Source organism: Metabacillus niabensis, from assembly GCF_020524345.1.
Lineage (GTDB): Bacteria > Bacillota > Bacilli > Bacillales > Bacillaceae > Metabacillus > Metabacillus niabensis_B.
The window spans coordinates 417,077-439,850 of the sequence record NZ_JAIVLH010000001.1 but is presented as its reverse complement, the minus strand read 5'-3'; the positions used below and the strand labels follow the sequence as shown (position 1 = coordinate 439,850).

Below are 22,774 nucleotides of genomic sequence, written 5' to 3'. Positions count from 1 at the left end.
CTCCATAATTTTATAGCATTCCATTAACAGGCACTCTTTTTATTACCGTATTTTGGAATTTCTACTGATTTTAAAAGCTTACTATCAACAAAATTTTGATAATAAGCTTCATATATCATGTGTTTAGTTGTTTCGCATGGAACAAGATTGTTCGTCAATTATATTCAGATTCCAGCTTTTTTCGAGGTAAAAAGAAGCTAAATGTCGTACCCTCGTCTAATTTACTATGAACACTTATCTTACCTTTATGTGCTTCAATAATATTTTTTACAATCGCTAAGCCCAGACCTGTTCCGGCTCTTCCTCTTGTTCTTGCTTTATCTGCTTTATAAAATCGTTCAAAAACAAATGGCAGATCTTCCTCAGGAATTCCAGAGCCGGAATCTCTGACATCTATTACCACACCATCTATATGATCTTTAACTTCAATGACAACTGAACCCTTTTCTCCTGTATGGCGTATTGCATTATCTATCAAATTTGTTAAAACTTGCTCAATCCGATCCGGATCAATTACTTGTGTAGGTTCTTTAATGTGAACTTGTGTTAAAAGTGAAATGTCTTTTTCTTTTGCAAGCCCCTGAAACTTTCGACCAACCTTCTCAACAAAATCATTCAATGATATTTCTTCTAAATTTAATGTAATATGGCCTGCTTCCATTCTTGCTAAATCAAGCAGGTCGTTTACCAATCTTCCCATTCGCAAAGATTCATCATGAATTACTTTTGCAATATCCTTTTTCTCTTCTTCTGTGCTGGCAATATCATCGACAATCGCTTCACTATAACCCTGCAGCATCGAGATTGGTGTTCTTAGTTCATGACTCACATTTGCAATAAAATCTTTACGCAGTTTATCCAGTCGCCGCTCTTCTGTCATATCACGAAGCACAGCAACAGCTCCACGAACATGTGATTGATTATATAAAGGAGTCATTAAGATAACCCAGCTTCTTCCTTGAATGATGATTTCAAGCATTTGTTCTTTTTCAGTACTCACTACTCTTTGGAACAACGCTTTCATCTCAGAGGGAAGCTCCCCACCAGATTCTACATTTATGCCCTGTTCATAATAAAAAGATGTAAGGAATCTTTCTGCAGGTGGATTTGTTACTAATATAGTTCCATCAATATTTAATGTAATAACACCATCAGCCATACTGCTTAAAATATTTGTTAAATGTTCTTTTTCCTGGCTAAGAGCATTAATATGAAACTTGAGCTGCTTCCCCATTTGATTAAAAGCAACACCCAATTCTCCAATTTCATCGTTCGACATGATCGGAACTTTTGATTCAAATTTCCCTCTTGCTAACTCTTGAGCTACCTCTCTCATCTTTCTTAATGGATAAGTAATCCTTGTTGATAAGAAAAATGCAAAAATCGTTGTTAAAATAATGGCAATTCCGGCGGCTAGAATAATGTATTTTGTCGTTTCTTTTGTTGTTTCATGTACGGCCTTAAGAGACTGAGAAATAAACACAGCACCTGTATTCGTTTCTGACACCTTATAAGGTACTCCTACAATAAGAACTTCATCTTCCCCGTTAGCAAAAACATCATTTGGCTGCTCAAGATTTGTTCGTTTACTGATTTTTTGCTGCTTTGTTAATGGTAGTGAAAGCTCATCATCCTCTTCAATGTCTTCCATTGTTAAATGAGGTAATTCTTTATCTTTAATAGGTGAGTTCGAAACGTTATTTTCGTTTTCTACAATAATAATATGAGTAAGTTCATCAGCTAATTCCCATGAAATAGACTTTGCAAGCTCCTGGTCTTCATGACTTTCAATAATCAGAGACACTTTAGTAGCAAGTTGTGTGAGCTCATCCTCAGCTTTATCTACATGATAATTTTCGATAAATTCAAGCATTAAAATTGTTAAGACAAATAAAACAAAGGAAACGAGCAAAAGAATCGTTCCCCATAACTTTCCAACTACACTTCGCCACAAAATCATGTATTGCTTACCTCAAATTTATATCCAACTCCCCAAACTGTTACAATCATTTTTGCAGCCTCAGGTGATACTTTGCTTAATTTCTCTCTCAATCGCTTTACATGGGTATCTACTGTTCGTAAATCACCAAAAAATTCATATTGCCACACTTCTTTTAATAACTTTTCACGATCATATACCTTATCAGGAGTTTTTGCTAAAAAGTATAATAACTCGTATTCCTTAGGTGTTAAGCTGACCTCTGTTCCATCTGCTGTTACACGGTGTGCATCATGATCAATTGATAAATGAGGAAACACAATCACATTTTTGGCTGTAGTTTCGGTTTTTAAGAATGACGTTTGGGAAGACCTTCTAAGTAATGCCTTTACTCTGAGAACAACCTCTCTTGGACTAAAAGGTTTGACAATATAATCATCTACACCGGCTTCAAAACCTTGAACACGATTTGCCTCCTCCCCTTTTGCAGTCAGCATAATAATTGGGGTTGCTTTTTTATCACGTAATTGCTTACACACTTCTATTCCATCAATCCCCGGCATCATGACATCTAGCATAATCAAATCATATTCATTATTTAATGCGAGCTCTAAAGCTTCATCACCATTTTCAGCTTCTTCAATTTCATAATTTTCTCTTTCTAGATACATTCTAAGTAATCGACGAATTCGATCCTCATCATCTACGACTAAAATTCTGGCAAATTGGTTCTCTTCCATAATAAGAACCCTCCTTCATAAGTAAGTTTTTTCTAAGGGTGATGATTTCATTATGTATAGAATAAAGTTTTGGCATGGTCCTTTTAACATAAGCCCTACATACAAACACAAAGCCTTCACTGCATAGAGTGAAGGCTTTGATAGCAGTGTTTATACTAATTGTACGCTAGTCACACATTTTTATCTACTTTTGAAATAAGTTGGAGCTTTTTCCACGTTTATGCGTACGAATGTAAGCCTGCAATTACTAAGTTAACAAAAATAAGGTTAAACATGATGATGGCAAAGCCGACAACGGCCAGCCATGCTGATTTTTCACCGTGCCACCCCTTGGACAAACGAAGATGTAAATAGGCTGCATAAAATAACCAAGTAATCAGTGCCCATACTTCTTTTGGATCCCATCCCCAAAATCTTGTCCATGCAATTTGCGCCCAAATCATTGCAAATATTAGTGCTCCCAATGTAAAGACAGGAAAGCCTATTGCGACAGAACGATACCCAATTTCATCGACCAGGTCAAGGTTTACATTTTTGGTAAATGGCTTAATTACTGCCCCCAATCGTTTACGTAAGATCAGACGGAGGAGACCATATAGAATAGAACCAACAACTACTGACCAAATGACCGTGTTAAGCTTGCTTGCAGAAATGATAGCAGGCATTTCGACTAAAGGTTCAAATTTCCCATCTGTTATGAGTTCCCCTTTATGCGGGCCAACTAAAGCTGGTAAATTAAAAGTCATAACTGCTTCTTGATCATTTTTATCAATCCAGTTAAAATCAGCTTGATAATCCATACCTCTAAATGTACTAGTGACAATAATAAAGCCTAAGGTCACGACTAATACATACATAATAAATTCCAACCAAAACGTTTTCTTTGACGATTTTGTTTGATCAACAACTGTTACGAGATGGATTATTCCGGCAACAGCACTTATGGCCAAGATAGCTTGTCCCAATGCAGCCGTTGTTACATGAATATACAACCAATGACTTTGCAATGATGGTATTAACGGACTTATATCATTTGGAAACATACTACCGTAAGCAATAATTAATACAACGATTGGAAGAGTAAACAAACCTAAAATCGCTACTTTATATATAAAGAACAAAATAATAAATGCCAGAACAAGCATCATACCGAACGCTGTCGTAAATTCAAATAAATTACTGACAGGTGCATGTCCTGATGCAATCCACCTTGTAATAAAGTAGGCAAGTTGTGATACAAACCCTAATATAGTAGCTGCCATTGCAGCAATTGTCCACTTACTTATGTTCTCTGATTTATTGCGCTTATCTCGAATTGAACCGCCGAATAAGAAAATGGCAATTAAATAAATAATAAAAGCTATTTCAAGAAATGTACTACTAAGTGATGCCAAAATTCTCCCTCCTTTACCTTATTCTTTTTCCTTTTGATCTTTCGGTGCAGAAAGTGCGGTACCTTCTACAACAATCTCAATCTCTTTAGCTAATCCATACCAATTTTTATTTGTATGTCCTGCTATTAAAATTTCATCATCATGTTGTTTTATCCATATACGACGGTGATTCCAATACATACCTTGTATCACACCTATCATGAATATAGCTCCACCTAGAGCAAGAATCCACAAGGTTAAATCTTTTCTCACTGTCAAAGCAGTTAAGTCTTTTGTTTCAATGCCTTCAAATTTCATCTTGTACTGATTTTCACCGGATGGCTCAATTGTTTGCTGGATTGCTACAAAACTTGATTCACCTTCTGGAGTCTGAGGTGTATACATTTTGAAAACAAATGCAGGATTGTTCGGGATTCGTGTTTTAGTTGCAGGAACCCCTTCTTCGTCAAAATAAAAGTCAGGTAAATACGTGGAAATTTCCACTTTAATTTCATTCCCAAGATCATATTCTTTTTTAGGATCTAAAAGATCTACTTGTATTTGACCAAAGCTTTCCTCTGTTTCCTTATTTATTAAACTAAACGTCATTTTATTTAATTCATTTAATTTATAGTCAACTTGATAGAGAGAGAAGGATTCAAATTTTAACGGTTCATTTACTCTTATCTCTTCTTCTTTTACTTTGTTTAACTTCGGCTCAGCGCCGTGAACAATTTCCCCTTCTCTTTCATAAAGGATAACGTTAGATTGGAAGTTTTTCACAACGCTTCCATCACCTACTCGGGTGATCGCTTCTTCAAACACTTCGTCTTCTTTATCTTTCTCATACACTTCCATAATAAAGTCTTTGTTTTCTAAATAGTAGCGTCCTTCCGTACCTGGAATAACAGCAGTTTCACCTTCTCTAACCCAAAGAACTTCATCAATATACATGCCCGGTACGAACCGCAGCATTGCTCCAATTAAAAAAATAATAAGTCCACAGTGATTTACATATGGGCCCCATCTGGAAAAACGGCCTTTTTCAGCTAAAAGGTTTCCATTTTCCTCCCGCACATGATAACGACGGGAAGCAAGACGTTCTTTTACTAGTTCTAGATCATACTCATTAGTTTTAGTTGAGCTATATAATCGTTGGCGCTTCATAAACGTATGGTGTCTTGATACACCTTGTTTTTTTAATGCTCTATGTAACGGTACAAATCGGTCCAAACTAGCAATGACAAGAGAAATACCAATTGATGCAACTAATATCATATACCACCATGAGCCGTATAGATTATGAAAGCCAAGTTCATAATATAGTTGACCGAGTAATCCGTATTCATCTTTATAAAATTGACTTGCTGTTACTGAAGGCGGTATGTACATTTCTTGTGGGAAAACGGTACCTAATGCCGAAGCAAGCAAAGTTAAAAAAATTAACCATACACCAACTTTTACTGATGAAAAGAAATTCCAAATTTTATCAACAAAGGTTCTCTTGTACGTTTGAGACCGTCTAGCAGAACCTTCGTACTTCATATCCAATAAGTGTTTAGTATCTTTTTTCTCTTTATCTCCCAGCGGATTTCCACATGATTCACATAAAATAGTACCTTCCGGATTTGCATGACCACACTCGCAATTGACCTTATTCATGCTGAAAACTCCCCATTTTAAGGTTTAATCTGTTCCATATAATCTCTGATCATTCTTTCTGTTAAGGTTCCTGAAGTAATATCAACAACTTCCCCTTCAGGATTGATCATAAAGGTCGTCGGTAACGGGCCGACTCCGTAAGCGTTTAACACTTGACGGTCCTTATCGAGAAGTATAGGAAAGGTTAATTCATGTTTGTTTACGAAGCTTTGAACTGCAATATTCGATTCAGCAATATTGACAGCCAAAACCTCAACTCCATGATTTTTATAATACTCGTATTGGTTGTCCATATAAGGCATTTCCCGCTCACAAGGCTTACACCATGTTCCCCAGAAATTTAAGAAAACGCCTTTTCCCTTATAGTCAGATAACTGATGCTCATTTCCTTCTAAATCTGTTAAAACAAAGTCTGGAGCTTTTGAACCTTCTTTCACCTTTTCCTTACTAACAAAAAAGTTTGAATACAGCGTATATCCCAATGCACCAATTAATAAAATTAATATGATAGAGCGCATAAGTAAACGTTTTTTTTTCATTTACATACTCCCCTACTTCTTGAACATTCTAGGTCATTATAACACTATCCAAATCCTTGGAATAATCTATATTTTGAAGTTTATGTGAAAATTACTGAGTCTGTTTCCCATGTTGGGCAAGGGCTCTAAGCTGTTTCACTTCATGAGGCGATAGTTCTCTGGAATCTCCAGTTGCTAAGCCGTTTAAATTGAGAAATGCAAATTTTTCCCTTTTCAACTTTACTACCTGATGTCCAATTGCTTCAAGCATACGTCTGACTTGGCGATTTCGTCCTTCATGGATCTTTAATTCAATGATGCTAGTTTGTTTCTTTTTGTCAACTGATAATACCTTTACTTGAGCAGGAGCTGTTTTCCCATCTTCAAGCTGAATTCCACGTTCTAACAGTTTAATTTTATCTCTGGCTGGAATTCCCTTAACTTTTGCTACATAGGATTTTTCCACCTCATAGCGGGGATGCATAAGAATATTCGCAAATTCACCATCATTGGTTAATAATAAAATACCGGATGTATCGTAATCCAGCCTGCCAATAGGATAAATTCTTTGCTTAATATATGGAAAAAAGTCAGTAACAACCTTTCTGCCCTTATCATCTTTTACAGCCGAAATTACTCCTGTTGGTTTATAAAGAAGTAAATAAACAGGTTCTTCACGTTCAAGTGGGATACCCTCGACTTCAACCCGATCCTGATCTGTTACTTTTACCCCTAATTCTTTCACTACTTTTCCGTTTACTTTTACTTTTCCATCTACTATTAATTCCTCTGCTTTTCGTCTAGAAGCTATACCAGCATGAGCAATTACTTTTTGTAAGCGTTCCATCTCGGTCACCTCGATAACATATTACTGTTTTCTCTATTTTTTCACAAGTATCGACAATAAAATACCATTTATAAATTTGTCAAAATGTGCTTACTCATCATACCATAATTTTTTCAGATGTTGTAATTTACGTGATAATGTGAAAAAATAATTCTTTTCTCTCTTTATAAAAGAACAAAAGCGCAAGCGCCTTGATCAGCCCCGACAAGCATAAGACGCAAATGAATAGAAGACATTCTTTGTCTTCAATTCATTTGCGTCTTATGACTCGAGGGGCTAGGCGCTGGAGCTGGATGTCGAAGCGCTTATCCACAGTTCAAGAATTTTATAATTTCCTAAACGATAAAAAACTTGGCATCCACCAAGTTTTAAGGAATCTACTATGAAAACATAATTGTGACAATGACAATTGCTGCGATTATCCCGACTAAGTCTGCCAACAACCCAACCTTTAAAGCATCTCCCATTTTCCTGATTCCTACCGCTCCAAAATAAACTGTGAGCACATATAATGTTGTATCTGTACTACCTTGCATTGTCGCAGCTAACATGCCTATAAAAGAATCAGGTCCATATGTTGCAATAATATCAGAAGTTAATCCCAACGCAGCCGTTCCGGATATTGGCCGTATGAATGCCAGGGGTACAATTTCTGCAGGTATATTCAAAACTTCCAAAGCAGGTTTCATAAAATTCATTAGAAACTCTAATGCTCCTGATGCACGGAAAACGGAAATGGCAACTAACATACCTACTAAATAAGGTATGATTGAAAAAGAGATACTAATTCCTTCCTTACCACCTTCTACGAAGGTTTCATATGTTGGTACCTTTTTGATTGTTCCGTAAATCAGAATAAAACCTATGATAACTGGTATGATCCATAATGATATAACGCCAATGAGTCCCATATTCAATCACCCTTTTCTCTTTCTCCTATAATAGAAGAAACGATCTATTAAAATAGCTCCTAATGTTGAAAGAAATGTTGCAATCAATGTAGGCCCAACGATACTGGTAGGTGATGAAGATCCATAGGTCATCATTATTGCAATAACCGTTGTAGGAATTAATGTTAAACTTGACGTATTTATGGCTAAGAATGTAATCATGGACCTACTCGCTTTGTCAGATCCACCATTTAATACTTTTAACTGTTCCATTGCTTTAATACCCAGGGGTGTAGCAGCATTTCCCAAACCAAAAAGGTTTGCCATCATATTTGAAAGCATATATCCCATTGCTGGATGTTCAGGTGGCACTTCAGGAAATAATCTAGTTACAATTGGCTTAAATAAATTACCCAACTTCTCTAATAAGCCAGCCTTTTCCGCAACTTTCATTAACCCAAGCCAAAAGACTAAAACACTAATAAAACCGATCGCAATCGTAACAGCTTCTTTTCCTCCTTTAAATATGGCTTCATTTACTTCATCCATCGTTCCATTAAACATCGCAAAAACAATACCGATAACCGTCAACATCACCCAAATGATATTAACCATAATGTTTTACCCCAACAGATGCAAAAAAGATATTTCTAAACATGTCCCAGAACGAGCCTTTTGGTTTTTCCACATTTCCATTGTCAAAGTAAATAGGAATGTTGGCAATTGATTTTTCGTCAATTTTAATTGACATTTCACCTACAACATTTGGTACCTTTTTTACATCTTCCCAATCTTTTTTAGGTTTTTGTAATGAAATATCAATCTTCACCTTTTCTTGCTCTTCTTTATTTAAGGGATAAAGAACATTTCGATCTATGAATACATTCTTCTTATAAAAATCGTGTTCAATCCCATCTAGTGTTCCTTCATTTTTCAACTTGACTAGTTCATAATTGTTAAAAGCAAAATTGTGTAGATTCATATGATCCTTCCAATCATCCGGATCATTTAACGTGACAACGATGGTGTTAAATCCATCTTTTGATGCAGTTGAAACCAATGTTCTTTTTGCCCTAACAGTATATCCTGTTTTTCCGCCGGTACTGTATTCATAAAGGGTTGTTAAAAGTTTGTTCTTATTATGCCAGACTCTGTCCCATTTTTCGTTAGGATTTGGTGCCCGGTGTGTTTCAGTACCCGATATCTTTTGGTAAGTCTCATTTTGCATAGCATACTTTGTTAATATCGCCATATCATAAGCGGTTGAATAATGATTTTCATGATCATCTAATCCATGAGGATTTGCGAATACCGTGTTTGTCATTCCGATTTCTTCAGCCTTTTGATTCATCATTATCACAAATCCTTCCAGACTCCCCCCAACATGTTCAGCGATCGCTACAGCAGCATCATTTCCAGATCTGAGCATAAGTCCGTACACCAGATCCTCGAGTTTAATTTTTTCCCCTTTTTGCAAATAAACAGAAGATCCCTCTGCCTGGAGTGCTCTCTCACTTACTGTGACCATTTCGTTTAATTTACCGGATTCAACCGCAAGGATTGCAGTCATTATTTTTGTAATGCTTGCAATTCTCATTTTTTGATGTGCTTGTTTTTCATATAAGACCCTTCCAGATTCTTGATCTATTAAAATGGCAGTTTGAGCACTTACACCAATACCGGAGGTCTGCTTGGGTATACATGCAAGTAATAAGATAATGATGAAAAACACTGTTGTTATTTTCTTCATGTGCAGCATAAAGCAACCACGTCCCCTACTCGTTCGTTTTGTACAAGTTTATGCACGTGGACAAAGCTTATGAATGAAAAATAAAAATTGTGACTGTCCCCTTTAAATCAGTTACGATCCTTCCTATGTATTTTTTTAAAAAAATACTGACCTAAAAGTATTTTCAGGTCAGTCAAAATTAGCTCAAGTCTTCTAATGTTTCGTTAAACTTTTCAAAGAAAAGATCTGCTTCTTCTTGTTCAAATTCGTTATCTTTTTCGGGAAGTGGCGGGAGTTCCTTTATCGAGTTCAGCCCAAAATATTCCAGGAATTCTTTAGTAGTTCCATACAATATTGCACGTCCTGTTCCCTCAGCTCTCCCGACTTCTTTAATAAGGATTTTGGTTACCAGTGTTTGAATTGGCCTCTCTGTTTTCACCCCGCGGATTTCTTCAATTTCTGCTCTGGTGATTGGCTGCTTATATGCCACAATCGCTAATGTTTCTAATGCAGCCTGTGAAAGAGAGCCATTTCCAGGTGATTCAACTAATTTTTTTAAATACATAGCATGTTCTTTTTTCGTTGTAAGTTGATATTGACCTGCAACTTCTACTAGCTCAATACCCCGGTCTTTCTTTTTATAACTTTCAGCAAGTTCTTTCATAATATCCACGACTTCCTGTTCTTCTACCTCTAAAACCATCGTTAATTGTTTCAGGGAAAGACCCTCGTCGCCGGAAGCAAATAATAATGCTTCTACGATTGAATTCCAATCAATCACACCTAAGGCCATTTAATTTTCACTCCCCATAATAAAAATATCTGAAAAATTATTCTCCTGCTCGATAACAATAGAATGTGTCTTCATTAGTTCTAAGATTGCCAAAAAAGTCACAACTAAGTGCTCTTTACTATTAGAAGGAAATAAATCTTGAAATTTTCTCCGGCCTGGTTTTAACCTTAAATCAGTTAATATTTCTTCCATTCTTTTTTCAATCGGAATTTCCTGACGTGCAATTTTGGTTTGAACCGGCTTTTGAATTTTCTTTCTCCGTAGCATTTTTTGAAAAGCACCTAACATATCATAAATTGATACATTTAAAGATTCCATATGAGCAGGTGAATCAGTCACAAATTCACTTAAATCACTTGGAGCCTTTGTATAAACTTGTGAGCGGTCTTCTTCTAGTGATCTAAGATCCTCTGCAGCCTCTTTATATTTACGATACTCAATTAATCGCCTCATCAACTCATCGCGCGGATCTTCCTCAGGCTCTTCTCCATATTCATCCTCAAAAAGTTCTTCTTCTTGTTTCGGAAGCAACATTCTGCTCTTTATCGACAATAATGTTGCTGCCATAACTAAATATTCGGAAGCAATATCAAGCTGGAGTTCTTGCATGGTATGAATATATAACATATATTGCTCTGTTATCTCTGACACAGGAATATCATATATATCAATTTCTAAACGGTTTATTAAATGAAGTAATAAATCTAAAGGTCCTTCAAATGCGTCTATTTTTACGTGATACTGCAATTTCTATCCCACCATTCTTACTACTAGCCACCATATAGTATAGATTAAATTCTTAGCATGTCCAATAGTTATTTCTCGTTTGTATGGTTACTGGTAAGATATTCAAATAACGAAAAACTTAAAAAATTAGACTTCTGCCTATACAATTTAATCTTTCACTCATATATTACAAGTGTATAAAAGCTAAACATGAAGGAGGATTCAAAAACATGGGTGATCATGGTTTTAACTACGGTGCAGGCTTTGCGTTAATTGTAGTATTGTTCATTTTGTTAATTATCGTAGGTGCTGCTTGGTTATAATAGCAAAATGAGGTTGCTGATTTCTCAGCAACCTCTCAACCTTTTAATAAGTCATCTTTAAATTCTTTTCTTGTTTTATGTTACACTGTCATTAAGAAATGATGGGATTGAAGGTGTTAACGTACAATGTTTGACAGAGCATATATTGAATATCTTGTCCATTTTCATTGCGATCGAGATTATTTTGAATGTCATGAAGTTCTTGAAGAACACTGGAAAAAAGATGCACTAAATAATAGAAAGAAATATTGGGTCGGGTTAATTCAAATCGCTGTTGCGCTTTATCACCAAAGAAGAGGAAATTTTAGTGGAGCTCTAAAAATGATTTCAAATGCCATTAAGATTATAGAAAAAGAAAAAGACCATATCGAACAATTAGGATTACATAGTGATCAGTTACTTGAATTACTTGTGAACAGAAAAGAGGCTATACAACATCAACTTCCTTATACAAGTATAAATCTTCCGATAATAAATAAAAGCCTAATGAATGAGTGCCTGTTAATTTGCCGTAAAGAGGGAAAGGAATGGGGAATTGAGAGTAACTTAAGAGACCTCGATCTAATTCATAAACATACGAGAAGAAATCGAACTGACGTCATTAAAGAACGTTTAGTTGAATTAGAAAAAAGAAAAAAAAAGCGAGCTGTTCATACAAAAAAAAAGTCTAATTTGTAAGGGTCAGACCTCCGAACTTTCTCCTACCTTCTATCTACTATGAAGGTATTGAGAAATGATAAGGAAGTCTGACCCTTTTCATTTAACAATTACTCTTTACAATCTTTACATTTTTCAAAAAAAGCTTCTGTTTCGTCATTTGGAATCACTGTTTTGTTCTTATAAAGATCTGTTACCGCATGTACCATTTGCTTACCAATCCCTTGTTGTCTGTGAGACGGGTTAACGGTAATATGTTGAATTTCAACAAGGTCTTCTCCTTTAAAAACGACACCAATAGCACCAATGATATCTTCGTCCTGTTTCCATAAAAACAATTGCCACTCAGCTGATGTTTCATATTGTTTTATTGTTTGTTGTAATTGCTTTAAGTCCTTTTCTGCCGGCATAAATGACAGTAGACCCATAGCAATTTTTTCAAAACTTTTTTTAAAGCGAATTAACATAGATACCCCTCATTAACGAATTAGCCTTCAATATGAAGACAAAAGTGTTTAAAACCGTACAAAAATTAGCTGGTTTACCTTGCTTTAAGGTATAAACAAGGTTTAACACTAGCCAAATTCACAAATAAATACAATTATATATATGATTCAAAATGATCTTTTGTTCTCAATCATTATAAACAGTTTTTCGACGATTTTAAACACCTTTTTTGGAAAATTAATCAAGAGTCTTTAATAAATTTCCCATTTCAATTGCTGTTACAGCAGCTTCATAGCCTTTATTACCTGCTTTTGTTCCTGCTCTTTCAACTGCTTGCTCAATCGATTCAGTCGTTAATACACCGAAAATTACCGGTACACCTGTTGTTAATGATGCTTGTGAAACTCCTTTTGCCGCTTCATTACAAACATAATCATAGTGAGTCGTTGCACCGCGAATGACAGTACCTAGAGTAATAACTGCATCATATTTGCCGGACTCAGCTAATTTTTTTGCTACCAATGGTAATTCAAATGCACCTGGAACCCAAGCTACGGTTACATCAGATTCTTCGACACCATGTCTTTTTAGAGCATCCTCCGCTCCTCCTAGTAGCTTAGAAGTAATAAATTCATTAAAACGCGCTACCACAATTGCAACTTTTAATCCACTTCCAATTAAATGACCTTCAAATGTTTTTTTCATTCTTAATTCCTCCAATTTTCTACTTAAAAATGTAAGTAATGACCTAGTTTTTCAAATTTAGTTCTTAAGTATTGCTCATTTTCTTCTCTTGCGGGCATTTCAATTGGTACTCTGTCTATAATCGTTAAGCCATAGCCTTCAAGTCCAGCAATTTTGCGAGGATTATTTGTTAAGAGCTTCATTTTTTCAATTCCTAAATCTTTAAGTATCTGAGCACCAATGCCATAATCTCTTAGATCTGGACCAAATCCTAACTTTTCATTTGCTACAACGGTATCATACCCTTGTTCTTGAAGCTTATAAGCTCTCATTTTATTAATAAGACCAATACCTCTTCCTTCTTGTCTCATGTAGAGTAATACACCTTTACCCTCTTTTTCAATTTGAGAGAGTGCAGCATGTAATTGTGGTCCACAATCACATCTGTAAGAACCAAATACATCTCCTGTAAGACATTCTGAATGGACTCTTACTAAAATAGCCTCTTCGGGGTTAATCTCACCTTTTACAAACGCAACATGTTCTTTTTGATCTAATACATTAGAATAACCAATTGCTCTAAAAGAACCAAATTCGGTTGGCAATTCAATTTCAACTTCTTTCTTCACCAACTTTTCTCTACGGTTGCGATATTGAATTAAGTCCTTAATCGTAATAATCTTAAGGTTAAGCTCTTCAGCCAGGATTAGAAGATCAGGTACTCTTGCCATTGCTCCATCTTCTTTTATGATCTCACAAATAACTCCACCAGGCTTGGCACCGCATAGAAGAGACAAATCTACCGCTGCTTCTGTGTGGCCTGCCCTACGGAGAACTCCACCTTCTTTCGCTATTAACGGAAAGGTATGTCCCGGTCTTTTAAAATCTGAAGGCTTAGATTCATCTGATAAAAGTGCTCTTACAGTGTCAGCACGTTCAAACGCACTAATTCCTGTTGCATTTGTTTTATGATCTACACTCACTGTGAAAGCTGTTCCATGTGGATCTGTGTTATGGGTGACCATAGGGGAAAGATCCAACTTTGCTGCCTGTGTTTCAGTTAATGGAACACACACAAGTCCTCTGCCATGCTTTATCATGAAATTAATCGCTTCAGGAGTCACTCTATCTGCAAGTGAAACAAAATCCCCTTCATTTTCACGATCTTCGTCATCAACTACAATGACTACTTTACCCTCCCTTAAATCTGCTATCGCCTCTTCAATTGTATGGAACATGATATAACTCCTTTCATATATATTACATGTTTAAGGCTATTAAATCAGCTAGTTAGCTTATATCTAAACCTGTCTTAAACAAATCCGTTCTCTTCCAAAAATGATTTACTTAATGAAGGAGACTTTGTATGCACTTGCTGAGAAACAAATTTTTTTATATATTTCCCAACCATATCACATTCAATGTTCACAATATCGCCAACACCTTTTGTACCTAAAATAGTTTCCCCTAAAGTGTGAGGAATGATTGAGATAATAACTTTTTCTTTATCTAACCCAAAAATTGTCAAGCTAATACCATCCACTGTAATAGAACCTTTATGAATCAATGTACTTGTCAATTCTTCCGGTACCTGTATTTCATAGTAAACCGCGTTGGACACCTGCTGTTTTTTTGTAATTTTTCCGATTCCATCAACATGACCGGAAACAAAGTGACCACCGAATCTTCCATTAGCTGCCATCGCTCTCTCTAAGTTTACTGGTGACCCTTTTTTCAATTGCGATAAGGAAGTACTCCTAACTGTTTCCGGCATTACATCAACTGAGAATGATTCAGTTGAAAATCGTGTGACTGTTAAGCAGACTCCGTTTACTGAAATACTGTCACCTAAAGAAACATCGTGAAGAATATGCTTCGCCCCTATTGTGAAGACGATCGCTTCTTTAGAGTTTTGTACACTTTGAATTGTGCCAATCTCTTCAATAATTCCTGTAAACACTTAATTTCCTCCTTTCCTGTGTAAAGATGTCATATTTACGTTTACATTGCTTTGCTTGTTTTATGCAAAGCCAAAAAAGCCCATTGTCAAAAAGACTAGGGGCTTTGGTAAATGTCAGAAATTGATATTTGAGTATGCCAAATAAGAGTATGAAATGTCTGTTTTTTCACAGACTTTAATACACCGCAAAAATTCACGCAATTCTTCTCCCATCCAGACTTTCACTGTCGGCTCTAGAATCTCACTAGATCCACCGTTAACAAATATGCTAACGGGTCACGGACTAAGAGGGGTCATCCCCTTCATCACCGCCGGTAGGGAATTTCACCCTGCCCCGAAGAATGTAATACGAAATATGAAATTATAAATTATATTTTATCCGTATAATGAGAATGTTGCAATCTTTATGTTTCTTTTTTTTAGAATTAAAGGATTGGAATGATGTTAGAATGTCTCATAGAACAAATAAAAAGAACTGTCCCTAAATTAGAGACAGTCCTTATTTAGATTAGATTTTATTCTTCAAAAACCTTTACTTCTTTCATTACATCATTCGGTTTAATTTTATAAACCGCTTCAAGATTATCAACTACTTTACCAAATACAGTGTGAACTCCATTTAAGTGAGGCTGTGGCTCGTGAACGATAAAGAATTGACTTCCACCAGTGTCTTTCCCAGCATGTGCCATTGAAAGTGAACCTGCTTCATGCTTATGTGGATTGCCTTGTGTTTCACATTTAATTGTATAGCCTGGACCGCCAGTTCCAGTTCCATTTGGACATCCACCTTGTGCTACAAATCCAGGAATTACACGATGAAAAGTTAAACCATTATAGAAACCTTCATTAGCAAGCTTTTCAAAGTTAGCTACAGTTCCTGGTGCTTCATTCGAGTAAAGTTCCAATGTCATGATATCTCCGTTTTCCATCGTAATTTGCGCTTTTTTCATATGTATGAAACCTCCAATATGTTTTGTACGTCTAATAGACATGAATACCTACCTATTCTACTATACTCAAGGGAGGAATACCAAATAGATCGCATTTAAATAATATTAAGAAATTCTTAATTTCCATTAACCATGTATTGACTTTTACAAAAAAGCACTATAATAGATGGGAAGAGTCATTGTTTTAATAAGGAGGCATTATCTTGAAAAAATATATAATAGGTTTCATTGCTTTACTTTTATTTGCTTTTCCATCTTTAACCTATGCTGATGCTGTAGTTGGGGATATGACCATTACTCTTGGAGAAAATTTAACAGAAGAGCAAAAACAAACCATTTTAAAAGAAATGAATGCGACATCAGATGATCAAATCATTACTGTGTCTAATGAGGAGGAACATCAATATTTAGGTGACTATATTCCAAAAGCTACTATAGGAACGAAAGCAATTTCATCTACAAGCATTACGATTGAAGAGTCCGGTTCAGGGCTAGAAGTAAAAACAAAGAATATTAACTGGGTTACAGATGAAATGTATTTAAACGCCCTTATGACAGCCGGTGTTAAAGATGCATCTATTTACGTAACTGCTCCTTTCGAAGTTTCAGGTACTGCTGCTTTAACTGGCCTGATAAAAGCTTATGAGATTACTTCCGAGGAAGCTATACCTGAAGATGTAAAACAGGTTGCTAATGAAGAACTTGTCACAACAGCTAAACTTGGAGATGAGGTTGGAGCGGAAAATGCATCTGCTTTAATGGCAAAAATCAAAGACGAAATTGCTCAAAATGGAATTCCTGAGACAGATGCGGACATACGTACAATGATCGAAAATGCAGCGAATGAATTAGGAATTACTCTGTCTGAAGAACAGATCAATAGTTTAATTGATTTATTTAACAAAATGAAGGATATTAATATTGATTGGAATCAAGTCGGTGACCAACTTGACCAAGCAAGAGATAAAATATCAAACTTCCTTAATTCTGAGGAGGGGCAAACTTTCTTAGAGCAAGTAAAAGAGTTCTTCATATCACTGTGGAATGCTTTCATTTCAATTTTCACAAACAATGAGCAGTCAACATAAAAACGAGAGCAGTGATACACTGCTCTCGTTTTGTATTACCTTTATTTATTAATTACTTTTGATTGTAACGGTAAGTCATTGACAATCAAATCTTCAAAACTCTCTCTTTTCACTACAAGTTGTGCCTCACCGTTTTCAACAAAAACAACTGCTGGTCTAGGAATTCTGTTATAATTATTTGCCATTGAATAACCATAAGCACCTGTACAGAAAACAGCCAAAATATCATTTGATTTTACTTCTGGTAATGGTAGGTCCCAAATTAACATATCTCCGCTTTCACAGCATTTTCCTGCAATCGAAACTGGGACATCATGCTTTTCTAATGCCCGATTTGCTAATATCGCTTCATATTTTGCTTGATATAAAGCCGGGCGAATATTATCACTCATCCCACCATCAATCGCTACATATTCTCTAATATCAGGAACGGTTTTTGTAGAACCAGTTGTATACAATGTTGTTCCCGCATCACCTACTAGTGAGCGGCCTGGTTCAATCCATATTTCTGGCATTGCAATACCCATTTCATTTACTTGATTTTTTACAGCCTCAACAATTTTTTCCACATAATAAGTTGCCGGAAGGGGCTCATCTTCTGCTGTATAGCGAATTCCAAACCCTCCACCCAGGTTCACAACCTCGGGGATAAATGAGAATTGGCTTTTCCATTCCTTAATTTTCATAAATACTCTTTCGGCTGCTAGGACAAAACCAGCAGTATCGAATATTTGAGAACCAATATGGCAATGAATTCCCAGCAATTGAATATGACTTGAATCCAATACTGTCTCGATTGCCTTTTCAATTTGTCCATTTAATAAACCAAATCCAAACTTTGAATCCTCTTGTCCTGTTGTAATATAATCATGTGTATGTGCTTCAACACCTGGTGTGACACGAAGAAGAACCGATATTTTTTGACCAGATGTTTTGGTGAGGTCTTTTAAAAGTTCAATTTCATAAAAGTTATCTACAACAATACACCCGACACCGTGGTCTAATGCCATTTTAAGTTCTGCTTTGCTTTTATTGTTACCATGTAAATGGATTTTTGAAGCAGGGAATCCTGAAGCAATGGCTGTATATAACTCTCCGCCGGATACAACATCCAATGAGAGCCCTTCTTCATCAATAAGTTGAAACATGGCAATTGATGAAAATGCCTTACTAGCATAAGCAACTTGTGCTTTAACGCCCATTTTTTCAAAAGCTTCTTTAAAGCTTCGAGCGCGTTCTCTTATTAACGCTACATCGTAAATATAAAGAGGTGTACCATATTCATGTGCCAATTGAATGGTATCCACTCCGCCTATTTCTAAATGCCCTTTTTCATTTATCTTACTAGTACCATGTAAGAACAAAATGTATCCCCTCTTTCTACAACTAGGCTTTTACGTTTAACTTATCTTGCCTGCAAAATATTTGATTAATTATTCAAGAAAAAAGACAGTTAACACCAGCTGGTCATTAACTGTCTGTTATGAAAATTCTGCATGAAATTAAACATACAATATCATAAAAGAGGGGTTCTTTCAATGTCACTTTACCCTATTCCGGTTGTTTTTTTATGTTTTGAGGATGAACAATACTCGGTCTAAGCTTAGCTCCCGGGACAGATGTTCGGATAATGATTTGCCATAATGCCTTCGCATTAAATGGTAGAAAGGGCCATAGGTAAGGAGTGTTTAGTGATTTTATTCTTACAAGTGAGATGATAAAAAGTGTACACCCAATAACAAAGCCTTCTAATTTAAAAACAGCGACTGCAACTAACAATATTAACCTCGCCATTTTATTTGCAACACTCAATTCATAACTTGGTGTTGCAAAGGTTCCGATTGCAGCAACAGCTACGTATAAAATTACCTCCGGAACGAATAAACCAACATCAATCGCAATTTGACCAATCAATGCAGCAGCGATTAGACCCATCGCAGTAGAGAGTGATGTTGGAGTATGTATCGCAGCCATTCTTAAAAATTCGATCCCAAAATCAGCTAAAAATATTTGTATGACAATCGGAATATTTTTTTCTTCATTAGGACCAATAAAAGCTATATTTTCAGGTAAAAGGGAAGGTTCCAGAACAAACAAAAACCACAATGGTAAAAGAAAAATGGATGCAATGATTCCTAAAAACCTGACCCATCGTAAAAACGTACCAACTGCTGGTGCTTGGCGATATTCCTCCGCATGCTGAACATGATGAAAGAATGTAGTAGGAGTGATAATGACACTCGGCGATGTATCCACAATAATTAATACATGCCCCTCTAATAAGTGATTAGCCGCAACATCCGGTCTTTCTGTATACCTAACTAAGGGATACGGATTATAGCCCTGCTTGACTAAAAATTCTTCGATTGTTTTATCAGCCATTGTAATTCCATCAACTTTGATTGTATCAAGTTCTTTTTTAATGGTTTTAACTAGCCCGGGATCGGCCACATCTTTGACGTAAGCTAGACAAACATCTGTTTTCGAGCGTTCACCTATTTTCATCATTTCATAACGCAAACGTTCATCTCTAATTCTTCTGCGAATTAAGCCTGTGTTAACGATAATATTTTCGACAAATCCGTCCCTTGCCCCACGGACAATTTTTTCTGTATCAGGCTCTTGAGGTTGTCTGCCGGGATAGCTTCTTACATCAACAACCAATCCATAGTCCGAACCTTCCATAAGAAAAACAATTAACCCTGATAGTACTTGGTCAACCACTTCATCCAATGTTCTTATCTTTTGGACTGATTGGTTAACAATTCTATTTTCTAATATTTCCTTGAATTTTATATGATTTACTTCACTATCATTTATTAATGATACATTCTTTAATATTTGAGTAATATAATTCGTATCACATAGACCATTTAAATAATACATATTTACTTGAAAGTCTAGTATGGTCAATTTCCTTACACCTAAATCAAAGCTTGTATTAAGTCCAACATGTTCGGTGAAAAACTTTTCACTTTCTGCTAAGTTTCCCGTTATCGGATATTGTTTAGCTTCCGTCTCTGAAGTCAATCATAACCGCTCCTTTCTAGTATTAATTCAACAGCTTTCATTGTAATTGGTGATCCAATTTTCACACTATCTTTTCTAGCCATTTTGCCAATGTCCCCAATTCCAACAATAATAGGTACCTCTAATTGATCTAAACAATATACCGTATCACCGCTTATTCTTCCGAGTTCGAGATCTTTAAGTCCACTTTTATCTACACCGTATTCGGTTAATTCACCAAATCTGTCAATACTCACATCAACTCTCGTCCACTCTGTTTGATGTGTTTTGGACGCCACCGCAATGACACCAAGGACCTCTATTTTGGGATGTTCTGCAACATATTTTAAAGCTACTTCACCAGCGCCTTCTCCTAATAATCCACAATCATCAAACATGACAAAGACAGGGTCATTTTTTGCCTGAAGAATAAGCTCAACTATTTGGGTACCACTAAGAATAGTAGGATTTCCCTGGGTTTGCGAAATGGTTCTTCCCCCTATTTGAGCTGCTACATATTCAATTGTTCTTGCTGCATATTCATCCCCATCAGTAACAATAATGACCCTCGCTTTTTCTGCCAATGTAACCTATCCTTTCGGTTTAAAGATAAGTGCCATAATGAATGCAAATAAAATTGCTGCTGAAATACCTGCTGAAGTTAATTCAAATATTCCAATTCCTATCCCAATAAATCCATGCTCCTTAGCCTGTTCCATTGCTCCATGTAAAAGAGAGTGTCCAAAACTAGTGATAGGTACAGTTGCACCCGCTCCGGCAAACTTTATTAATTTATCATAAAGTCCAAATCCATCTAATATTGCCCCTGATACTACAAAGGAGCTCATGACATGAGCTGGGGTTAATTTAAATACATCTAAAAGGATTTGACCTATTACACAAATAGCCCCTCCGACAACGAATGCTAATAAATATTCCATTAGCTATTCACTCCTCCATCCGCTCTTTCGAAAACAACTCCATGTGCTATTGTTGGAATCGATTCTTTCTGTTGAATCATTGTTGGGCTAAGTAATGCACCCGTCGCTACAACAAAAACTCGCTTTAAATTTCCTGCATTAAGTTCATTAAAGATATGTGAATATGTCACGACAGCAGAACAACCGCATCCACTACCACCAGCAAATACTTTTTGATCAGGGCGATAGACCATTAAGCCGCAATCATTATGCTTATCGTGAACATCGTAGCCTTCTTCCTTCAATAACTCTTTTACAATTGGACTGCCAACACCGGATAGATCTCCCGTTAAAAATAGGTCATAATCATCTGGAGTTCTATTTAAATCTTTTAGATGCTGTGCAATGGTATCCGCTGCTGCTGGTGCCATGGCAGAACCCATATCGAACGGATCCTTAATCCCTAAATCTGCTACTTTTCCTATTGTCGCAGAGGTAATTTTAATATTACTTACTTCTTTATTAATTAATACAGCACCTGAACCAGTTACTGTAAACGTTGCAGTATCAGGCTTTTGCCCACCGTATTCCGTTGGATAACGAAACTGTCTCTCTGCAGTGGCATTATGACTACTTGTAGCAGCAATTACTTGACTAGCAAAGCCTCCATCAACTAAAGCAGATCCCATTGCGACTGTTTCCATTGATGTCGAACAAGCACCAAACATACAAAGAAAGGGAAGACTGAGATGTCTTGCTACATAATTTGCCGTTACATTTTGATTCAGTAAATCTCCTGCTAAAAACAAATCAATATCATCTATCGTTTTATTTCCTTTTATAAGACATTGTTCAACTGCCTGCTCCATTAACCTTCGTTCTGCTAGTTCCCAGTTATCTTCACCACAGTGAAGTTCTTTATGCTTTATATCAAAATACTGGCCAAGTGGTCCGTCTGCTTCTTTTGGACCAACAGCTGTTCCACTTGAATGGACAAATAAAGGATTCTCAAATTGCCATGTTTGCTTTCCAGTTAGTTTCAATTGATCCACCCCACCTTAAAATGCTAGTCCATAAAAATATCGAATCATTCCTACGATATAGGCAGCCACAACACCAAAAACAATGACACTTCCTGCTAACTTGAACATATTGGTGGCAACTCCTAATACAACTCCTTCACTTCTATGCTCAATTGCTGCACTTGTCATTGAGTTAGCAAACCCAGTAACAGGTACAGCAGATCCTGCTCCCGCAAATTGACCAAGCTTATCATAAATACCAAACCCTGTTAGTAAGGCAGATAGTAAAATCAACGTGGCAACAGTCGGATTTCCTGCATCTTTTTCTGAAAAGTGAAAAACATTCATATAAAAATTTTGAATTCCTTGGCCACATAAACAAATAAATCCACCTATTAGAAACGCCTTTAGGCAATTAATAAAATATGGTGGCTTTGGTTGATAATCTTTAATTTTATTCTTATAATCTTCTTTCATTTTCGCCATATCCAGACCTC

The 22,774-nt window shown here is 36.2% G+C and carries 25 protein-coding genes and 1 riboswitch; of the genes, 3 read left to right on the top strand and 22 right to left on the bottom strand.

Features of this window, described 5'->3' with window-relative positions; genetic code table 11:
* Positions 1-154: 154 nt before the first annotated feature.
* The 11 genes from LC095_RS02280 to LC095_RS02230 form a co-directional block, all read right to left on the bottom strand.
* Positions 155-1,960 (bottom strand): ATP-binding protein, encoded by a 1,806-nt coding sequence (locus LC095_RS02280; protein WP_226526607.1) that lies wholly within the window; start codon positions 1,958-1,960, stop codon positions 155-157.
* Positions 1,957-2,679, bottom strand: a complete 723-nt coding sequence (locus LC095_RS02275; protein WP_026560253.1) for a response regulator transcription factor — start codon at positions 2,677-2,679, stop codon at positions 1,957-1,959. Before LC095_RS02275 ends, LC095_RS02280 begins: the two co-directional genes overlap by 4 nt.
* A gap of 218 nt (positions 2,680-2,897) precedes the next feature.
* Positions 2,898-4,073 (bottom strand): c-type cytochrome biogenesis protein CcsB, encoded by a 1,176-nt coding sequence (gene ccsB, locus LC095_RS02270; RefSeq protein WP_226526606.1) that lies wholly within the window; start codon positions 4,071-4,073, stop codon positions 2,898-2,900.
* An 18-nt stretch (positions 4,074-4,091) separates the two neighbouring features.
* On the bottom strand, positions 4,092-5,714 hold the full coding sequence (locus tag LC095_RS02265) for a cytochrome c biogenesis protein ResB (RefSeq protein ID WP_226526605.1): 1,623 nt from the start codon (positions 5,712-5,714) through the stop codon (positions 4,092-4,094).
* A gap of 17 nt (positions 5,715-5,731) precedes the next feature.
* Positions 5,732-6,253: a thiol-disulfide oxidoreductase ResA gene (gene resA / locus LC095_RS02260; protein WP_026560256.1), complete on the bottom strand. Its 522-nt coding sequence runs from the start codon at positions 6,251-6,253 to the stop codon at positions 5,732-5,734.
* A 91-nt stretch (positions 6,254-6,344) separates the two neighbouring features.
* Entirely contained in the window at positions 6,345-7,079 is a 735-nt protein-coding gene (gene rluB, locus LC095_RS02255; RefSeq protein WP_226526604.1) for a 23S rRNA pseudouridine(2605) synthase RluB, read from the bottom strand.
* Between the two features lie 380 nt (positions 7,080-7,459).
* The gene (locus tag LC095_RS02250; protein ID WP_026560258.1) at positions 7,460-7,990 is read right to left on the bottom strand and encodes a spore maturation protein; all 531 of its coding nucleotides are present in this window, start codon (positions 7,988-7,990) and stop codon (positions 7,460-7,462) included.
* Positions 7,991-7,996: 6 nt separating this feature from the next.
* Positions 7,997-8,584, bottom strand: coding sequence for a nucleoside recognition domain-containing protein (locus LC095_RS02245; protein ID WP_026560259.1), 588 nt, complete (start codon positions 8,582-8,584; stop codon positions 7,997-7,999).
* Complete coding sequence (locus LC095_RS02240) at positions 8,577-9,728, bottom strand: D-alanyl-D-alanine carboxypeptidase family protein (protein WP_319005747.1); 1,152 nt, start codon at positions 9,726-9,728, stop codon at positions 8,577-8,579. The genes LC095_RS02245 and LC095_RS02240 overlap by 8 nt, the downstream gene beginning before the upstream one ends.
* Before the next feature lie 169 nt (positions 9,729-9,897).
* Positions 9,898-10,491 (bottom strand): SMC-Scp complex subunit ScpB, encoded by a 594-nt coding sequence (gene scpB / locus LC095_RS02235; protein WP_226526602.1) that lies wholly within the window; start codon positions 10,489-10,491, stop codon positions 9,898-9,900.
* Positions 10,492-11,238 (bottom strand): segregation/condensation protein A, encoded by a 747-nt coding sequence (locus tag LC095_RS02230; protein ID WP_226526601.1) that lies wholly within the window; start codon positions 11,236-11,238, stop codon positions 10,492-10,494.
* Between the two features lie 209 nt (positions 11,239-11,447).
* On the opposite strand from LC095_RS02230, the gene LC095_RS02225 reads away from it, so the two are divergent.
* Together LC095_RS02225 and LC095_RS02220 are read left to right on the top strand one after the other, a co-directional pair.
* Complete coding sequence (locus tag LC095_RS02225) at positions 11,448-11,540, top strand: YjcZ family sporulation protein (RefSeq protein WP_226526600.1); 93 nt, start codon at positions 11,448-11,450, stop codon at positions 11,538-11,540.
* A 126-nt stretch (positions 11,541-11,666) separates the two neighbouring features.
* Positions 11,667-12,218 carry a DUF309 domain-containing protein gene (locus LC095_RS02220; RefSeq protein ID WP_226526599.1) on the top strand — a complete coding sequence of 184 codons (552 nt, stop codon included), beginning with the start codon at positions 11,667-11,669 and terminating at the stop codon, positions 12,216-12,218.
* A gap of 89 nt (positions 12,219-12,307) precedes the next feature.
* Here the strand turns inward: LC095_RS02220 and LC095_RS02215 are convergent, their stop codons facing one another.
* From LC095_RS02215 to LC095_RS02195, 5 genes are all read right to left on the bottom strand, one after another.
* Positions 12,308-12,664: a GNAT family N-acetyltransferase gene (locus tag LC095_RS02215; RefSeq protein ID WP_226526598.1), complete on the bottom strand. Its 357-nt coding sequence runs from the start codon at positions 12,662-12,664 to the stop codon at positions 12,308-12,310.
* 217 nt (positions 12,665-12,881) lie between these two features.
* The gene (ribE, locus tag LC095_RS02210; protein ID WP_026560266.1) at positions 12,882-13,349 is read right to left on the bottom strand and encodes a 6,7-dimethyl-8-ribityllumazine synthase; all 468 of its coding nucleotides are present in this window, start codon (positions 13,347-13,349) and stop codon (positions 12,882-12,884) included.
* Positions 13,350-13,372: 23 nt separating this feature from the next.
* The gene (locus LC095_RS02205; protein WP_226526597.1) at positions 13,373-14,566 is read right to left on the bottom strand and encodes a bifunctional 3,4-dihydroxy-2-butanone-4-phosphate synthase/GTP cyclohydrolase II; all 1,194 of its coding nucleotides are present in this window, start codon (positions 14,564-14,566) and stop codon (positions 13,373-13,375) included.
* 74 nt (positions 14,567-14,640) lie between these two features.
* Positions 14,641-15,288, bottom strand: coding sequence for a riboflavin synthase (gene ribE / locus LC095_RS02200; protein ID WP_226526596.1), 648 nt, complete (start codon positions 15,286-15,288; stop codon positions 14,641-14,643).
* Positions 15,289-15,485: 197 nt separating this feature from the next.
* A riboswitch (FMN riboswitch) is annotated at positions 15,486-15,634 on the bottom strand.
* A 169-nt stretch (positions 15,635-15,803) separates the two neighbouring features.
* A complete protein-coding gene (locus LC095_RS02195; RefSeq protein WP_078432731.1) occupies positions 15,804-16,238 on the bottom strand; it encodes a peptidylprolyl isomerase in 435 nt (144 codons plus the stop codon).
* Positions 16,239-16,441: 203 nt separating this feature from the next.
* On the opposite strand from LC095_RS02195, the gene LC095_RS02190 reads away from it, so the two are divergent.
* Positions 16,442-17,326 carry a DUF1002 domain-containing protein gene (locus LC095_RS02190; protein ID WP_226526595.1) on the top strand — a complete coding sequence of 295 codons (885 nt, stop codon included), beginning with the start codon at positions 16,442-16,444 and terminating at the stop codon, positions 17,324-17,326.
* 41 nt (positions 17,327-17,367) lie between these two features.
* Here LC095_RS02190 and lysA read toward each other — a convergent pair whose 3' ends face one another.
* From lysA to spoVAC, 6 genes are all read right to left on the bottom strand, one after another.
* Positions 17,368-18,690: a diaminopimelate decarboxylase gene (gene lysA / locus LC095_RS02185; protein WP_226526594.1), complete on the bottom strand. Its 1,323-nt coding sequence runs from the start codon at positions 18,688-18,690 to the stop codon at positions 17,368-17,370.
* A gap of 187 nt (positions 18,691-18,877) precedes the next feature.
* Positions 18,878-20,356, bottom strand: a complete 1,479-nt coding sequence (locus tag LC095_RS02180; protein ID WP_226526593.1) for a spore germination protein — start codon at positions 20,354-20,356, stop codon at positions 18,878-18,880.
* Complete coding sequence (locus LC095_RS02175; protein WP_226526592.1) at positions 20,353-20,919, bottom strand: stage V sporulation protein AE; 567 nt, start codon at positions 20,917-20,919, stop codon at positions 20,353-20,355. The genes LC095_RS02180 and LC095_RS02175 overlap by 4 nt, the downstream gene beginning before the upstream one ends.
* Positions 20,920-20,925: 6 nt before the next feature.
* Entirely contained in the window at positions 20,926-21,276 is a 351-nt protein-coding gene (gene spoVAE, locus LC095_RS02170; protein WP_026558937.1) for a stage V sporulation protein AE, read from the bottom strand.
* On the bottom strand, positions 21,276-22,298 hold the full coding sequence (gene spoVAD, locus LC095_RS02165) for a stage V sporulation protein AD (RefSeq protein WP_226526591.1): 1,023 nt from the start codon (positions 22,296-22,298) through the stop codon (positions 21,276-21,278). Before spoVAD ends, spoVAE begins: the two co-directional genes overlap by 1 nt.
* 15 nt (positions 22,299-22,313) lie before the next feature.
* Positions 22,314-22,763, bottom strand: coding sequence for a stage V sporulation protein AC (gene spoVAC / locus LC095_RS02160; RefSeq protein WP_226526590.1), 450 nt, complete (start codon positions 22,761-22,763; stop codon positions 22,314-22,316).
* Positions 22,764-22,774: the final 11 nt, after the last annotated feature.

Excerpts from the sequence above, each read along its gene's own strand:
- LC095_RS02280 (WP_226526607.1), bottom strand. The coding sequence starts at position 1,960 with ATGATTTTGTGGCGAAGTGTAGTTGGAAAGTTATGGGGAACGATTCTT.
- LC095_RS02275 (WP_026560253.1), bottom strand. The coding sequence starts at position 2,679 with ATGGAAGAGAACCAATTTGCCAGAATTTTAGTCGTAGATGATGAGGAT.
- LC095_RS02265 (WP_226526605.1), bottom strand. The coding sequence starts at position 5,714 with ATGAATAAGGTCAATTGCGAGTGTGGTCATGCAAATCCGGAAGGTACT.
- resA (WP_026560256.1), bottom strand. The coding sequence starts at position 6,253 with ATGAAAAAAAAACGTTTACTTATGCGCTCTATCATATTAATTTTATTA.
- rluB (WP_226526604.1), bottom strand. The coding sequence starts at position 7,079 with ATGGAACGCTTACAAAAAGTAATTGCTCATGCTGGTATAGCTTCTAGA.
- LC095_RS02250 (WP_026560258.1), bottom strand. The coding sequence starts at position 7,990 with ATGGGACTCATTGGCGTTATATCATTATGGATCATACCAGTTATCATA.
- LC095_RS02245 (WP_026560259.1), bottom strand. The coding sequence starts at position 8,584 with ATGGTTAATATCATTTGGGTGATGTTGACGGTTATCGGTATTGTTTTT.
- LC095_RS02240 (WP_319005747.1), bottom strand. The coding sequence starts at position 9,728 with ATGCTGCACATGAAGAAAATAACAACAGTGTTTTTCATCATTATCTTA.
- scpB (WP_226526602.1), bottom strand. The coding sequence starts at position 10,491 with ATGGCCTTAGGTGTGATTGATTGGAATTCAATCGTAGAAGCATTATTA.
- LC095_RS02225 (WP_226526600.1), top strand. The coding sequence starts at position 11,448 with ATGGGTGATCATGGTTTTAACTACGGTGCAGGCTTTGCGTTAATTGTA.
- LC095_RS02220 (WP_226526599.1), top strand. The coding sequence starts at position 11,667 with ATGTTTGACAGAGCATATATTGAATATCTTGTCCATTTTCATTGCGAT.
- LC095_RS02215 (WP_226526598.1), bottom strand. The coding sequence starts at position 12,664 with ATGTTAATTCGCTTTAAAAAAAGTTTTGAAAAAATTGCTATGGGTCTA.
- ribE (WP_026560266.1), bottom strand. The coding sequence starts at position 13,349 with ATGAAAAAAACATTTGAAGGTCATTTAATTGGAAGTGGATTAAAAGTT.
- LC095_RS02205 (WP_226526597.1), bottom strand. The coding sequence starts at position 14,566 with ATGTTCCATACAATTGAAGAGGCGATAGCAGATTTAAGGGAGGGTAAA.
- LC095_RS02195 (WP_078432731.1), bottom strand. The coding sequence starts at position 16,238 with ATGAAAAAAGCGCAAATTACGATGGAAAACGGAGATATCATGACATTG.
- spoVAE (WP_026558937.1), bottom strand. The coding sequence starts at position 21,276 with ATGGAATATTTATTAGCATTCGTTGTCGGAGGGGCTATTTGTGTAATA.
- spoVAC (WP_226526590.1), bottom strand. The coding sequence starts at position 22,763 with ATGGCGAAAATGAAAGAAGATTATAAGAATAAAATTAAAGATTATCAA.